Source organism: Pseudomonas sp. AU12215 (genome assembly GCF_001675465.2).
Classification (GTDB): Bacteria; Pseudomonadota; Gammaproteobacteria; order Pseudomonadales; family Pseudomonadaceae; genus Pseudomonas; species Pseudomonas nitroreducens.
This window is the reverse complement of sequence record NZ_MACM02000190.1, coordinates 24,054-37,343: the sequence shown is the minus strand read 5'-3', so window position 1 is coordinate 37,343 and position 13,290 is coordinate 24,054. Positions and strand designations below refer to the sequence as shown.

Sequence of the window (13,290 nt, the reverse complement as noted above, 5' to 3'; positions counted from 1 at the left end):
CTTGCTTCGTTAGCCCAGGAACAGATGATGAAGAGCAAATCCCATTGGGAGCGCGTGTATACCGAGAAAAGCGCCGAAGCAGTGAGTTGGTACCAGGAACATGCCGACAGCTCGGTTGCCTTGATCCGCCAGTTGGGTGTTAACCCGGCGTCTGCTGTCATTGATGTAGGCGGCGGGGCGTCAACTTTGGTGGATGATCTTCTGGGGTTGGGCTTCAACGATCTGACCGTCCTCGACATCTCGGCCTCCGCGTTAGCAGTAGCGAAGGCACGGCTTGGTACTAAAGCCTGCGATGTCCATTGGTTGGAGGCGGACATAACCCAGGTGGAGCTCCAGCGACACCAGTTCGATCTCTGGCACGATCGCGCTGTTTACCACTTTTTGACAGGGCCGCAGGATAGGCTGCGGTACCTCCAGGTAGTCGACCGCGCGGTGAAGCCCGGCGGCTTTGTCATCATCGGGACCTTTGCTGAGGACGGCCCTAAGAAGTGCAGCGGTTTGCCTGTAAGGCGCTACAGCGCGGAAGCTCTGCATGGGGAGTTCGGTGCCGACTACCAACTGCTGGGGCATGCTAAGGAAGACCACAGAACCCCCTTCGGGACGGTGCAGAAATTCCTCTATTGCTACTGCCGAAAACTGAGTTGAACACTGATATTTGCTTAATCCACGAGCGGGAAGTCTCCGTGTGATTGACGGCAGTAGCGCTGCAATAGGCGATTAGCTGCAGAACACCTGACAGCCATCAACCGGCATTTTTAGGTGATGCTCTTGCATTAAACATATGGATATACGTATATTCGATTTTGAATATGCGAGGTGCAGTCATGATCACTCCGCCCGAAGTCTTCAAGAGCCTGGCCGACGAGACCCGTGTTCGCGCCACCCTGCTCATCGCCAGTCTGGGCGAACTCTGCGTCTGCGAGCTGATGTGCGCGCTGGACGACAGCCAGCCGAAGATCAGCCGCCACCTGGCACARCTRCGCAGCAGCGGCCTGCTGCTGGATCGYCGCCAGGGCCAGTGGGTGTATTACCGCCTCAACCCCGAGCTGCCTGACTGGGTACACGAGATGCTGCAGGTCACCCTGCGAGCCAACGCGCAATGGCTGGCCGACAACACCCTCCGCCTGCAGAACATGGACGGCCGCCCCGTCCGTGATGCCGCCTGCTGCTGATCCCCTCGAGCGAGTCTTCCATGCTGGTCGCCGTTGCTGTCTTCGTCTTCACCCTCGTTCTGGTCATCTGGCAACCCAAGGGCCTCGGCGTCGGCTGGAGTGCCGCGCTGGGAGCGATCATCGCCCTGGCCGCCGGCGCGGTTTCGCTGCATGACATCCCGACCGTGTGGGCGATTGTCTGGAACGCCACCGCCACGTTCATCGCCGTCATCATCATCAGCCTGCTGCTGGATGAGGCCGGGTTCTTCGAGTGGGCCGCGTTGCACGTCGCGCGCTGGGCGAATGGCAGCGGCTACCGGCTGTTTGCCTTCTGCATACTGCTCGGCGCTGCTGTCTCGGCGCTGTTCGCCAACGATGGTGCTGCACTGATCCTCACGCCCATTGTCATGTCGATGCTGCTCGCCCTGCGCTTCTCGCCGGCCGCAACCTTGGCCTTCGTCATGGCTGCGGGCTTCATCGCCGACACAGCGAGCCTGCCGCTGGTGGTCTCCAACCTGGTGAATATTGTCTCGGCTGATTACTTCGGCCTGGGCTTTGCCGAGTACGCCTCGGTGATGGTGCCGGTGAACCTCGCCAGTGTCGCCGCCACCCTGCTGGTGCTGTTCCTGTTCTTCCGCCGCGATATCCCGAGGCAGTACGCGCTCGACGCGCTGAAGGAGCCGAAGGCGGCGATACACGACCGCGCCACCTTCATTGTCGGCTGGTGGACGTTGCTGGTGCTGCTGGTCGGCCTGTTCGCCCTGGAACCGCTGGGCATTCCGGTCAGCGCGGTGGCCGTTGCCTGTGCGGCCATTCTGTTTACCGTCGCCGCTCGCGGGCACCGCATCTCCACCCGCCGCGTGCTGCGCGAAGCGCCCTGGCAGGTGGTGATCTTCTCCCTCGGCATGTACCTGGTGGTATACGGCCTGAAGAATGCCGGCCTCACGGAGTTCCTCACCCACCTGCTCGACCACCTTGCCGAACAGGGTTTGTGGAGCGCTGCCATCGGTACCGGCCTGCTCTCGGCGCTGCTGTCATCGGTGATGAACAACATGCCCAGCGTGCTGGTCGGCGCSYTGTCGATCCAGGCCAGCGGYGCGGAAGGCCTGGTGCGCGAGGCGATGATCTACGCCAACGTSATCGGCTGYGAYCTCGGCCCGAAGATCACCCCCATCGGCAGCCTCGCCACGCTGCTCTGGCTGCATGTGCTGGAGCGTAAAGGCATGCGCATCACCTGGGGCTACTACTTCAAGGTCGGCATCCTGCTGACCCTGCCCGTCCTGCTGATCACCCTTTCGGCCCTGGCGCTGCGCCTGAGCCTCTGACGTCCGCGTTGAGCGGAGGAGACCTCCATGCGAGTCCTGTTCATGTGCACGGCCAACAGCTGCCGCAGCATCCTCTCCGARGCGCTGTTCAAYCACCTGGCGCCSGAAGGCTTCGAGGCGGTCAGCTCCGGCAGCTTCCCCAAGGGCCAGGTGTTGCCGCGCAGCCTCACTACCCTGCAGCAGGCCGGCATCTCCACGGCGGACCTGAGCAGCAAGGGCAACGATGCCTTCGAAGGCACCCCGCCGGACATCGTCATCACCGTTTGTGACAAGGCTGCCGGCGAAGCCTGCCCGGTGTACTTTGGCCCGGCGCTCAGGTCCCACTGGGGACTGGAAGACCCGTCGGATATCGAGGGGGACGAGGCTTCGATCAACGCCGCCTTCCGCGCCACGCTGGCTCGCATCGAGCTGCGCTGCCGGGCCTTCTTCGGCCTTCCTTTCGCCACCCTCGGCCGCGACGAACTCAAGCGCGAGCTGGATCGCATCGGCGCTCTCTGAGCAGGAGGAAACATGTCCGAGCAACTGCCCAACCTCGACCTTTCGCTGTTCGACCTGCCGCCAGCGGCAACCCGCACCAGTGAGCACAAGCCACGCATCCTGCTGCTCTATGGATCTACGCGCGAACGCTCCTTCAGCCGCCTGCTGATTGAAGAAGCCTCGCGCTTACTGGAGCACTTCGGCGCCGAGACGCGCATCTTCAATCCTTCGGGCCTGCCGCTACCTGACGACGTGCCGGTGGAGCATCCCAAGGTGCAGGAACTGCGTGATCTGGTGCTGTGGTCGGAAGGCCAGGTGTGGTGCTCGCCGGAGCGCCACGGAGCGCTTTCGGCCGTGTTCAAGGCGCAGATCGACTGGATTCCCCTGGCACTCGGCGCCGTGCGCCCCACCCAGGGTAAGACGCTGGCGGTGATGCAGGTCTGCGGCGGCTCGCAGTCGTTCAACGTGGTCAACCARYTGCGCGTMCTTGGCCGYTGGATGCGCATGTTCACCATYCCCAACCARTCCTCKGTKCCCAAGGCCTACCTGGAGTTCGACGAGGCGGGCCGGATGAAGCCCTCGGCGTACTACGACCGCGTGGTCGACGTCATGGAGGAGCTGGTGAAGTTCACCCTGCTGCTGCGGGATCGCCAGGAGTTCCTGGTGGATCGTTATTCGGAGCGCAAGGAGAATGCCGAGCAGCTGTCCGCCCGTGTGAATCAGCGCTCGATCTGAGGTGACCATGCCCAGCGAAATCAGGGAGGCGCGCCCCGAGGATGCACCAGCAATCCAGGCCATCTACGCGCCGATCGTGAGTGGAACGGCGATCTCCTTCGAAGAGGTGCCGCCGAGTGCCGCAGAGATTCGGCAGAGGATCTGCACGACCCTGCAGACTTACCCGTACCTGGTTGCGTTACGCGATGGGCGCATGGCCGGCTACGCCTATGCGAGCCAGCACCGGGCGCGCGCTGCTTATCGATGGGCAGTGGATGTCACGGTCTACATCGCGGAGAGCGAGCGGCGCTCGGGTGTGGGCCGCAGCCTCTATGCCGAGCTGCTCCCCATCCTGGCCAGGCAGGGATTCACCGCCGCCTATGCCGGCATTGCCCTGCCCAATGCAGCCAGTGTCGGCCTGCATGAGCGGTTGGGTTTCCAGCATGTCGGCACCTTCCCGCAGGTCGGTTTCAAGCTCGGCCAATGGCACGACGTGGGCTACTGGCGTCTTGAGCTTGGCCCGCCGAGCCAGTCCCCCGGCGAGCCACGTCCGTATCGGGACATCGCGGGCTGAGCCTCCCGCACACGGACAAGGCGCGACGCAAGTACCCGGACGATCTCACTGCAGGTCCGGGCTCTCGTATCGACGCTGAATGCGCGCCAGCTCGCCGGACTCGCGCAACCGCTCCAGCGCGCGACTCCAGGCGGCGACTCGCTGGTCGTCGCTGTCGCGGCTGAAGGCGATGTAGAGCGTGGAGCGAAACAGCTCGACCGGCACCTGGCGCAATGTGCCGGGCGACAGGCCCAACTGGCGGCTGTAATACGCGACGCCGGCATCGGTGTCGCCGACGATGATGTCGGTACGCCCGGCCAGCAACATGAGATAGAGCTGCGGGCTGCCGGTGGCGCGCTTGTCGAGATTGTCGAAGCCCATGGCCTCCAGCGTCTCCGGAACCAGCCCGGCATGCCGGGTGGTAATGCGCGGAGCGCCCCGCAGGTCGCTCAGGGTATTCGCCGGCTGGCGCGCATTGGCCAACTGATAGGGATGGATCGACTCTTCGACGATCGGGCCTACCCATTTGTACAGCGGCTCGCGCGCCGGCGTGCGGAACATGGAAAACATGATGGTCTTCGGCTGCGACTGCAGGGCCAGGCTGGTGCGCATGCTGGGCAACAGCTCGATCGCGAAATCATCGCCGGTCAGCCCCATGATGGCCTTGACGATGTCCGTCGCCATGCCGGTGAGCTGGCCGTTCTCGACGTAGTTGTAAGGCGCCCACTCTTCGGTGACGACCCGATAGTCCCCTGCCCAGGCCCCGGCATTGAGCAATGAACAGAGCAAGGCTGCACAGATGGTCGAAGGCTTCACAAGGCTCGCTTGGCGGGAGTGGCAGGACAGCGACGTGCTGAAGTGAGGAGCTGAAAATCATAGTACCAGCCACCTGGCGCCGCCACCGCCAGCGCAGGGCGGCACAGGCAGGCGGAAAACCTCGGCGTGCTGCCTTCCCAAGCGTCAAGCGCGACCGGCAAGATAGCGGCATTCGCTGCCACGCTTTGGCGGCCCCTGCTGCCTTGTGCCACCGGAGTCGTATGCAACCGCGCGACCTTGCCGCCTACCTGTTCCTCGCCGTCGGCTGGGGGCTGTCCTTCCTTGTGCTGCTCAAGGCCATCGCCGGCTTCGGCTGGGTTGGCGCGGTCAGCTTCCGCGCGCTGATCGCCAGCTTCACGCTGTTCGCCGTGGCACGGCTGGCCGGGCGCCAGCTGAACTTCGCAGGGCTGTGGAAGCCGCTGTGCGTGGTTGGCGCCACCACGGTGGCCGGGCAACTGATCGGCATGACCTACGCCACCCCGCGCATCGGCACCGCCATGGCAGCGATCTTCGTCGCCGGGATTCCGCTGTTCTCGATGCTCATCGGCCGCCTCTGGGGCCTGGAACGCATCACCTGGAGCGGCCTCGGCGGGCTGGTGCTGGGTTTCTTCGGCATGGTGCTGCTGGTGGGCTTCCCGGCGGTGCCGATCACCCACGAGTTCATGCTCGGCAGCGCAGCCTCCGTGTTCGGCGCCGTCTGCGCGGCCTTCGGCAGCAATTACGCCAGCCTGAAGCTGCGCACCGCCGGCCCCTGGGAAGTGACCTGCGGCGCGTTCGGGATCGGCGGCCTGCTGACCCTGCCCTTGCTGATCTGGGTGCCGGTGCCCGGCACGCCGCAACCGATTGATGTGTTCTTCCTGCTGATCTGCGGCTGCATATTCAGCGCGGTGAACTACGTCGTCTACTTCCAGCTCGTCTCGCGAATCGGCGCGACCAGAACCATCAGCGTGGAGTTCGTCGTCACCGTGGTCGCCGTCCTGATCGGCGCCCTGGTGCTGGGCGAGAGCCTGTCGCTGGTGCAGGGCGTGGGCGCGCTGATCATCCTGATCGGCTGCGCCCTGGTGCTCGGCCTGGTGCCCGGCACCAAAGCCCGCGCCGTGACTTAACCGACCTGAGCCTGGGCGACACCCGGCGAGGCGTCATCGCGGTCGATCAGCTCCATCGGCAGATGCGAGGTTTCGCGCAGCAGCCAGGAACAGATCGCCACCAGCAATAGCGCTGCCGCGCCGTAAAGCGCGACGCCGAACGGGTTGCGCCCGGTAGCGATGAGAATGGCGGTAGCGATGCTCGAGGCCGTGCCGCCACCCAGTGCCGCACCGATCTGGTAGCTGAAGGAAATCCCCGAGTAGCGCATCTCCCGCGGGAACTGCTCGGCGAGGAAAGCCGGGATCGGCCCCTGGGTCGCCCCCATGAAGAAGCCCACGGCGATATACGCCAGCAACGCCAGCGGCAGGTTGTGCAAGCCGATCAGCGGGAAGAAGGCGAACAGCCCGAGCGCCATGATCGCCGCGCCGAAGATCATCACTGCACGCCTGCCGAAACGGTCCGACAAGTGACCGAAGAACGGCGCGGACGCGACGATGGCCACCGACAGCGAGAAGTCGAACAGCAGGGCGTGGCTGCTGCTGTAGCCGATGTCGGTCGCGTAGGCGAGGAAGAAGGTGCTGCCGATATAGGCGATGGTGACGTAGCCGAAGGCGATGCCGATGCACAGCAACAGCTCGCGCGGCCGGCGGCGGAAAGCTTCCATCAGCGGCATGCGCGCCTCGGCTTTCGGCGCGGCCTTGGGCTGCGGCGCGGTGTTCTGCAGGCGCGCGTAGAGACCGATCAGCACCAGCAGGCCACCGAGCCAGAACGGAATGCGCCAGGCAATACCGCTCAGGTCATCGTCGAAGGCGAAGCTGACGATGGCGAACACCGCCGAACCGAAGATGCCGCCGATGCCGATACCCATGCTGGTGAAGCTGCCCCACAGGCCGCGGCGGCCTTCAGGTGCGACCTCAATGCCGAACAGCGCCGCCCCGCCCCACTCGCCACCGGCGGCGAAACCCTGCACCAGGCGCAGCAACACCAACAGAACGGGCGCGGCGGCACCGATGCTGGCGTGGGTCGGCAGGAAGCCGATCAGCAAGGTGCTCAGGCCCATCAGCATCAGGGTGGCGACCAGCGCCTTCTGCCGGCCATAACGATCGCCCAGGTGCCCGAACACCACGCCGCCCAATGGCCGGGCGAAGAAGCCGGCTCCAAAGGCCGCGAAGGCCACCAGTACGGCGGTCAGCCGGTCCATGCCAGGGAAGAACAGTTGCGGGAAGATCAGCGCGGCGGCGTAGCCGTAGATGACGAAGTCGTAGAACTCCAGCGCGGTGCCCATGCCGGAGACGCAGAAGGTGCGAAAGGCCGAGCGCGAGCCCGGCGCGGCGGGCGTGTGGTCGATCATGGCGGTTCACTCTTGTTTTTGTGGCAATACGAAGCCCGCGCGGCGGCCGGTGGGCTGCCACGGGGGCGTAAGTTCTGAAATTGAGTAGTTGCGTTGTGACGTTTTACGATCGGCGGTGAAGCGAACTTCAGCGCTCGGACATTGCCCTCACCCGTTTGCCTCTAGAACCGCAGGAAGCCCTCATCGGCCATTTTCTTCGGCGTACCAGCCACGTACTCCAGCGCGCAACCGGCGGTGTCCAGGCCGATGCTCAGCAGGGTTTCCCAGCGCTCGGTGTCCGGCTCGGACATGTCCGGATGGAAGCACACCACCGCCTGGTCGCCGTCGGCGCCACAGAAGGCGTCGGCACGTTCGCGCAGGGCCTTGCCGGTCATGCCGGTGGTGCCCGCCTTGAGGTGCTCCAGGCGCGCGTAGGTGGTGGAGACATCCGCGGTACGCTCCCCCCAGCTCAGTTCGCCGTCGAGGAAGTGGTTGGTATGCAATAGCCAGCCATCTTCGCGCGGCACCACCACGGCGGTGTGCGCCGGGCTCATCTCGATGCTCGCGGCACGCGCGCGCACATCGTTGCGGGTGAACACGCTGAGCACGGTGGACGCACTGACCCGCGCCGAGCGCGCCATGTCGATGGCCTCGGTGACGCTGGTGGCTTCTTCCAGCACGCGGCGGGCGATGGCGTGTACCGGCACACCGGCGCTACCGTTGTCGCTCTCGTGGTGCAGGATGTTGAAGTGCACGCCCAGGCCCGCGCTGTTCACGCCGATCTTGCCGAGCATGCCGAACTCGGTGAACAACTTGGCGGTCAGGCCGGTGCTGCCGGTGAAGCCCAGCAGCAGGCCGTGGGGCACCAGGCTGTCGTGCCAGTCCCAGGTCTGCAGGCTGCGCGGTGCGATGGCGCCGGCGGGCGCATGGACGGAAGTGGAGCACTCGCCCTCCACCGGCTGTGCGGGCATCACCGCCAGCACTTCGGTGCGCGCATTCAGCGCTGCCAGCTGCCACAGCGGCAGGCCGGCGCCCAGGGCCAGGCCCTCCACTTCCTTCGCCAGCGCCGGGCACCAGTCGGCCAGCGCGGACAGGCTGCCCTCGCCGATGGCCCGTGCCTTGTCGATCTCCACGCCGACGCGCGGGAAGAAGTCCAGGTACAGCGCCACGGTCTGGCGGATCTGCTCGGAGAAGGTTTCGCCGATCTGCCGGCCACGCTGCAGCGGGTCGCGGATGTCGGTGGTGAAGGTGTGAAGGATCACGGCAAGGCTCCTGCAATTGCTTTATTTCAAGAAGCCAGAGCGCCGCGGCGCTCTGGCTGGATCAGAGTTTGTCGCTCGAACGACTATAGACTTCGCGGCCGGCGAACCAGGTCTTGAGCACCCGGGTGTCACGCAGCGCTTCCGGCTTGACCGTGAACACATCGCGGTCGAGCAGGATCAGGTCAGCCTGCTTGCCCGGCTTCAGCGAGCCAATGCGGTCCTCCAGGCGGATGGTGCGCGCGGCGTTGAGGGTATAGGCCTGGAACATGGTCTGCCGGTCGATGTCCTCGGCGGCGTTGAGCACGCCTTTCGGGCCGACGCGCTGGATCGCCTGGTAGATGGCCTTCCACGGATCGGGTGTGGTGATCGGCCAGTCGCTGGCGCCGGAGATGGTCGCGCCATGCTTCAGCAGCGAGCGTGCCGGGTACATGTGCAGGAAAGCCATGGCACTGACGTAGGGCTTGACCAGATCGACGCTGTTCTCGTCGGCGGCCGCCCAATAGAGCTGCATGGCAGCGATCACGTCGAGCGCCTTGAAGCGCGGGAAATCCTTCGGGTTGACCATCTGCAGGTGGGTGATCGAGTGCGGGATGCCGCTATGGCGATCCTTGCGCGCCTGCTCGATGCCATTGAGCGATTCGCGCACCGCCCGATCGCCGATGGCGTGGATGTGCACCAGCCAGCCGCGGGCGTCGGCGGCGCTGACCAGTTCGCCGAAGTGCTTGGGGTCGATCAGCAGTTCGCCGTACTTCTTCGAGTTGCTGTAGGGCTCGAGCATTGCCGCGCTCTGCGCCGGCACCTCGGCCACGCCGTCAGCGAAGATCTTGATGCCCGGCAGCGTCAGGTTGGGGACATCGATGAACTGCTGGCGCACCTTGTCCAGTTCGTCGAGGTCAGCCGGGGTCGCCTTCGAATCGGCCATCAGCAGCGCAGCGACATGCGCGGTCAGCCCACCCTGCTCCGCCAGCAGCTTGTAGGCCGGCAGCACGCCAACAGAGTCGTTGTGGATGTCGCCACCGGGATTCTCGTTCGCCAGGGGCTCCATCCAGCCGGTGATACCCAGCTCATGGTAATAGCTCTGCGCGCCTTTCAGCGCCTTGAGCAGCTCGTCATCGCTCGGCAGCGGCAGCAGTGCCTGCACCGGATAGAGACCGGCGTCCACCAGGAAACCATTGGGCGTACCGTCGGCACCGTGGCCGATGGTGGCCTGCTCCTCGCCCTGCAACGACTTGACCTTGGCGGCGTCGATGCCGGCCAGTTTCAGCAACGCCTGGTTGGCCCAGCCGGTGTGGTAGTCGCCACCGGCCAGGAGGATCGGCTGATCAGCCCATTCGCCCTGGTTGAAGCGCCGCTGCAGCTCACCGATTTCGTCCCAGTACGCCGTGGGCACGCCGCCGACATAGAGGAACTGGCCACGTCGCGCGCGGCCATCCTCGCGCCACTGCCGCAGCTTGCCCTCGAACTCGGCGAGCGGCAGGTCCTGGTTGTCCAGGTTGGCCTGGAGCATCTGCAGGCCACCCTTGACCAGGTGGGTATGAGCGTCAATGAAACCGGGCATCAGCACCTGGCCATGCAGGTCGATGACGGTCGTTTCCGGTTGCTTGAGCTTGAAGATCTGCGCGTCGGAACCGACGGCGAGAATGCGGCCGTTCTCCACCGCCACCGCCTGCTGCAGTGCCTGGCCGGGTTCGGCGGTGTAGACCTTGCCGCCATGGAAGATCAGGTCGGCGGCGGCCATCGTTTCCATCGAGGAAAAAGCGCAAGCGGCGGATACCAGCGCCGGAATCAGTAGTTTCATCGCAAAGCCTTCGTTATTGTTGGTCTGCGAAGAAGGTTAAGCAAAAGCCCCGGCGCCTTTAACACCGACTTCCCGCACAACTTCTGTTCCTGTCAGGAAGCAATCCATGGACAAGATGACCGCCCTGACGATGTTCGTCGCCACCGCCGACCATGGCGGCTTCAGCCGCGCCGCCGAACAGCTGGGCAAGACGCCCTCGGCGATCACCAAGGGCGTCGCACAGCTGGAGGCCGAACTGGGCCAGCGCCTGTTCGAACGCACCACGCGGCGCATGGCGCTGACCGAGGCCGGGCACATCTACCTGGAAGGTGCGCGCCAGGCGCTGGTGCAACTGCAGCGAGCCGAGGAGGAAGTGGAGCAGTTGCAGACCGAATTGCGCGGCAGCCTGCGCATCGCCGCCCCGCCCTCCTTCGCGCCGGCCTTCTTCAATGCCGTGTGCTGCCGCTTCCTGCGCGAACACCCGCAAGTGCGCCTGGAGGTCGACCTGGCCGACGAGTTCGCCGATCTGGTGGAAGGCGGCTACGACCTCGCCCTGCGCGACGGCCCCATCGACCTGCCGGACGTGATCGCCCAGCCACTGCTGGAAAACCGCCTGCTGCTCTGCGCGAGCCCGACATACCTGGCGCGCAAGGGCCTGGATGTGACCCTGGAGAACTACGAGCAGCACGACTGGCTGATCTTCCGCCACCCGTTGCTGAACCGGAATTTCTGGTGGGTGCAGCGTGACGGCGAGCGCATCCGTATCCGCCAGCCGATACCGCGCGTGGCCAGCGACAACTACGACTTCCTGCTGTCGTGCCTGCTGGATGGCCAGGGCCTGCAATTCCTGCCGCAATGGAGCGCGTTGCCCTACCTCGAACGCGGCGAGCTGGTGGAGCAACTACCGGATTGCTGGCGCGACCAGAGTGCATTCGGGCCATGGGTGCATGTGCTCTACCTGCCGCACCGAAGGAGCACGCGCAAGGTGCGGGTGTTCATCGACTACCTGCGCGAGCATTTGCAGGGGAAGGGGCTGATTTAGCCGAAACGATGGCACTGACCTGAAGAAGCACGCCGTATGTGTGATCGCGGGCATCGCCCACTCCTACAGGAAACCGGCGCGGCTCCCGTCGAACGCAGGAGCGGACTTTGTCCGCGATGTGTCACCGGCCAGCCCAGAGCCGCCGGGTATCGATCGCGGACGACCTCCGCTCATACGCAAATGCTCGACGTTGAGCCGGTAGTTTCAGCTTACTTGATGTACCAGCCCCAAGGCTGGTCGCTGAGGTACTCGGTGACCTGCTTGGTCTCCAGGTAGTTGTCCAGGCCCCACACGCCCAGCTCGCGGCCGATGCCGCTCTGCTTGTAGCCGCCCCAGGGCGCCTGGGTGAAGGTCGGTTGCGAGCAGTTGACCCAGACGATGCCGGCGCGCAGGCCACGGCTCACGCGCTGGCAACGCGCCGGGTCGGCGGACATTACCGCCGCCGCCAGGCCGAACTGGCTGTCGTTGGCCAGGCGCAGCGCCTCGGCTTCATCCTTGAAGCGGCGCACGGCGAGCACCGGGCCGAAGATTTCCTCGCGCCACAGGGCGCTCTCCAGCGGCGAATCGATGAACACCGTCGGCTCGACGAACCAGCCCTTGTCCCGATGCGCCGGGCGCTTGCCGCCGGTGGCCAGCTTTGCGCCATCGCGCACGCCGGCTTCGATGGCCTGCAGCACCTTGGCGTGCTGGCCGGCGCTGACCAGCGGGCCGAGCAGCACGCCCGGCTCCAGGCCATTGCCGATGGTGATGCGACGGGTTTCCTCCACCAGGCGTTCGATCAGCCGGTCATGCAGGCCATCCTGCACCAGCAGGCGCGAGGTGGCGCTGCACACCTGGCCCTGGTTCCAGAAGATGCCGAACAGGATCCACTCCACGGCCGCTTCGACATCCGCATCATCGAAAACGATGAAGGCCGACTTGCCACCCAGCTCCAGGCTGACGTTCTTGATGTCCTGGGCTGCCGCCTGCATGATCGCGCGCCCGGTAGGCACGCTGCCGGTGAAGGCCAGCTTGTCCACGCCCGGATGCGCCGAAAGCGGCGAGCCGGCGCCGCGACCCAGGCCGGTGACCACGTTGAGCACGCCCTTGGGCAGGCCCACGGCATCGGCGGCGGCGGCCAGTTCCAGAGCGGTCAGCGGAGTCAGTTCCGAAGGCTTGAGCACGGCGGTGCAGCCTGCGGCCAGCGCCGGCGCGACCTTCCACGAAGCCATCAGCAGCGGGTAGTTCCACGGGATGATCTGCCCGGCCACGCCGACCGGCTCGCGCAGCACGCGGCAGGCGAAACGCTCGTCGGGCAGCGCCACCACTTCGCCCTCGCCGTTCAGCCCCTCGGCCAGCTCGGCGTAGTAGTCGAAGCAGCCGATGGCGTCGTCGATATCCCACTGTGCTTCGGGAAGCGGCTTGCCGTTGTCCTGCACTTCCAGGCGGGCCAGGTCTTCGCGGCGGCCACGCAGGTTGTCGGCGATGGCGCGCAGGTAGCCGGCGCGCTCCTTGCCGGTGCTCCGGCCCCATTCGCCTTCATCGAAGGCCCGACGCGCAGACTTCACGGCACCATCCACATCCTCACCGGTAGCGGCGGCAACCTCGGTCAGCACCGCTTCGCTGGACGGTTCGTACACCTCGAAGCGGCCGCCCTGTGCGGGTGCCTGCCACTGGCCATCGATATAGAGCTGGTCGCGCATGCGAAGGTCTCCTGAGCTTGTTGGAATGCTTGTCGGGCGAGCATAGGGAAATGGACACGGGGTTGAGAACGCGGG

The 13,290-nt window shown here is 65.4% G+C and carries 13 protein-coding genes; 8 read left to right on the top strand and 5 right to left on the bottom strand.

What is annotated here, in order from left to right; translation table 11 throughout:
- Nucleotides 1-27 precede the first annotated feature (27 nt).
- From A9513_RS33910 to A9513_RS33885, 6 genes are all read left to right on the top strand, one after another.
- Nucleotides 28-645 (top strand): class I SAM-dependent methyltransferase, encoded by a 618-nt coding sequence (locus tag A9513_RS33910; protein ID WP_043274015.1) that lies wholly within the window; start codon nt 28-30, stop codon nt 643-645.
- Nucleotides 646-824: 179 nt separating this feature from the next.
- Nucleotides 825-1,172, top strand: coding sequence for a metalloregulator ArsR/SmtB family transcription factor (locus A9513_RS33905; protein ID WP_043273940.1), 348 nt, complete (start codon nt 825-827; stop codon nt 1,170-1,172).
- A 20-nt stretch (nt 1,173-1,192) separates the two neighbouring features.
- Nucleotides 1,193-2,476, top strand: a complete 1,284-nt coding sequence (locus tag A9513_RS33900; protein WP_043273941.1) for an arsenic transporter — start codon at nt 1,193-1,195, stop codon at nt 2,474-2,476.
- Nucleotides 2,477-2,503: 27 nt separating this feature from the next.
- Nucleotides 2,504-2,974 carry an arsenate reductase ArsC gene (locus A9513_RS33895; protein WP_043273942.1) on the top strand — a complete coding sequence of 157 codons (471 nt, stop codon included), beginning with the start codon at nt 2,504-2,506 and terminating at the stop codon, nt 2,972-2,974.
- Nucleotides 2,975-2,986: 12 nt separating this feature from the next.
- On the top strand, nt 2,987-3,688 hold the full coding sequence (arsH, locus tag A9513_RS33890) for an arsenical resistance protein ArsH (RefSeq protein ID WP_065086634.1): 702 nt from the start codon (nt 2,987-2,989) through the stop codon (nt 3,686-3,688).
- A gap of 7 nt (nt 3,689-3,695) precedes the next feature.
- Entirely contained in the window at nt 3,696-4,241 is a 546-nt protein-coding gene (locus tag A9513_RS33885; protein ID WP_024762774.1) for an arsinothricin resistance N-acetyltransferase ArsN1 family B, read from the top strand.
- Nucleotides 4,242-4,286: 45 nt separating this feature from the next.
- Here the strand turns inward: A9513_RS33885 and A9513_RS33880 are convergent, their stop codons facing one another.
- Nucleotides 4,287-5,036 (bottom strand): ABC transporter substrate-binding protein, encoded by a 750-nt coding sequence (locus A9513_RS33880; RefSeq protein WP_065086633.1) that lies wholly within the window; start codon nt 5,034-5,036, stop codon nt 4,287-4,289.
- Between the two features lie 221 nt (nt 5,037-5,257).
- Between A9513_RS33880 and A9513_RS33875 the strand changes: the two genes are divergently transcribed.
- Nucleotides 5,258-6,142 carry a DMT family transporter gene (locus A9513_RS33875; RefSeq protein WP_038803179.1) on the top strand — a complete coding sequence of 295 codons (885 nt, stop codon included), beginning with the start codon at nt 5,258-5,260 and terminating at the stop codon, nt 6,140-6,142.
- Here the strand turns inward: A9513_RS33875 and A9513_RS33870 are convergent.
- From A9513_RS33870 to A9513_RS33860, 3 genes are all read right to left on the bottom strand, one after another.
- Nucleotides 6,139-7,473: an MFS transporter gene (locus A9513_RS33870; protein WP_024762772.1), complete on the bottom strand. Its 1,335-nt coding sequence runs from the start codon at nt 7,471-7,473 to the stop codon at nt 6,139-6,141. The genes A9513_RS33875 and A9513_RS33870 overlap by 4 nt on opposite strands.
- A gap of 161 nt (nt 7,474-7,634) precedes the next feature.
- The gene (locus A9513_RS33865; protein ID WP_038803178.1) at nt 7,635-8,714 is read right to left on the bottom strand and encodes a C45 family peptidase; all 1,080 of its coding nucleotides are present in this window, start codon (nt 8,712-8,714) and stop codon (nt 7,635-7,637) included.
- Nucleotides 8,715-8,775: 61 nt separating this feature from the next.
- Complete coding sequence (locus A9513_RS33860; RefSeq protein WP_065086632.1) at nt 8,776-10,512, bottom strand: amidohydrolase; 1,737 nt, start codon at nt 10,510-10,512, stop codon at nt 8,776-8,778.
- Nucleotides 10,513-10,618: 106 nt separating this feature from the next.
- Between A9513_RS33860 and A9513_RS33855 the strand changes: the two genes are divergently transcribed.
- Nucleotides 10,619-11,533 carry a LysR family transcriptional regulator gene (locus tag A9513_RS33855; RefSeq protein ID WP_024762770.1) on the top strand — a complete coding sequence of 305 codons (915 nt, stop codon included), beginning with the start codon at nt 10,619-10,621 and terminating at the stop codon, nt 11,531-11,533.
- Between the two features lie 209 nt (nt 11,534-11,742).
- Here the strand turns inward: A9513_RS33855 and A9513_RS33850 are convergent, their stop codons facing one another.
- The gene (locus A9513_RS33850; protein ID WP_024762769.1) at nt 11,743-13,215 is read right to left on the bottom strand and encodes an aldehyde dehydrogenase family protein; all 1,473 of its coding nucleotides are present in this window, start codon (nt 13,213-13,215) and stop codon (nt 11,743-11,745) included.
- Between the last annotated feature and the right edge of the window lie 75 nt (nt 13,216-13,290).

Coding starts and splice junctions, on each gene's coding strand:
- A9513_RS33910 (WP_043274015.1), top strand. CDS start 28: ATGAAGAGCAAATCCCATTGGGAGCGCGTGTATACCGAGAAAAGCGCC.
- A9513_RS33885 (WP_024762774.1), top strand. CDS start 3,696: ATGCCCAGCGAAATCAGGGAGGCGCGCCCCGAGGATGCACCAGCAATC.
- A9513_RS33875 (WP_038803179.1), top strand. CDS start 5,258: ATGCAACCGCGCGACCTTGCCGCCTACCTGTTCCTCGCCGTCGGCTGG.
- A9513_RS33870 (WP_024762772.1), bottom strand. CDS start 7,473: ATGATCGACCACACGCCCGCCGCGCCGGGCTCGCGCTCGGCCTTTCGC.
- A9513_RS33860 (WP_065086632.1), bottom strand. CDS start 10,512: ATGAAACTACTGATTCCGGCGCTGGTATCCGCCGCTTGCGCTTTTTCC.
- A9513_RS33855 (WP_024762770.1), top strand. CDS start 10,619: ATGGACAAGATGACCGCCCTGACGATGTTCGTCGCCACCGCCGACCAT.
- A9513_RS33850 (WP_024762769.1), bottom strand. CDS start 13,215: ATGCGCGACCAGCTCTATATCGATGGCCAGTGGCAGGCACCCGCACAG.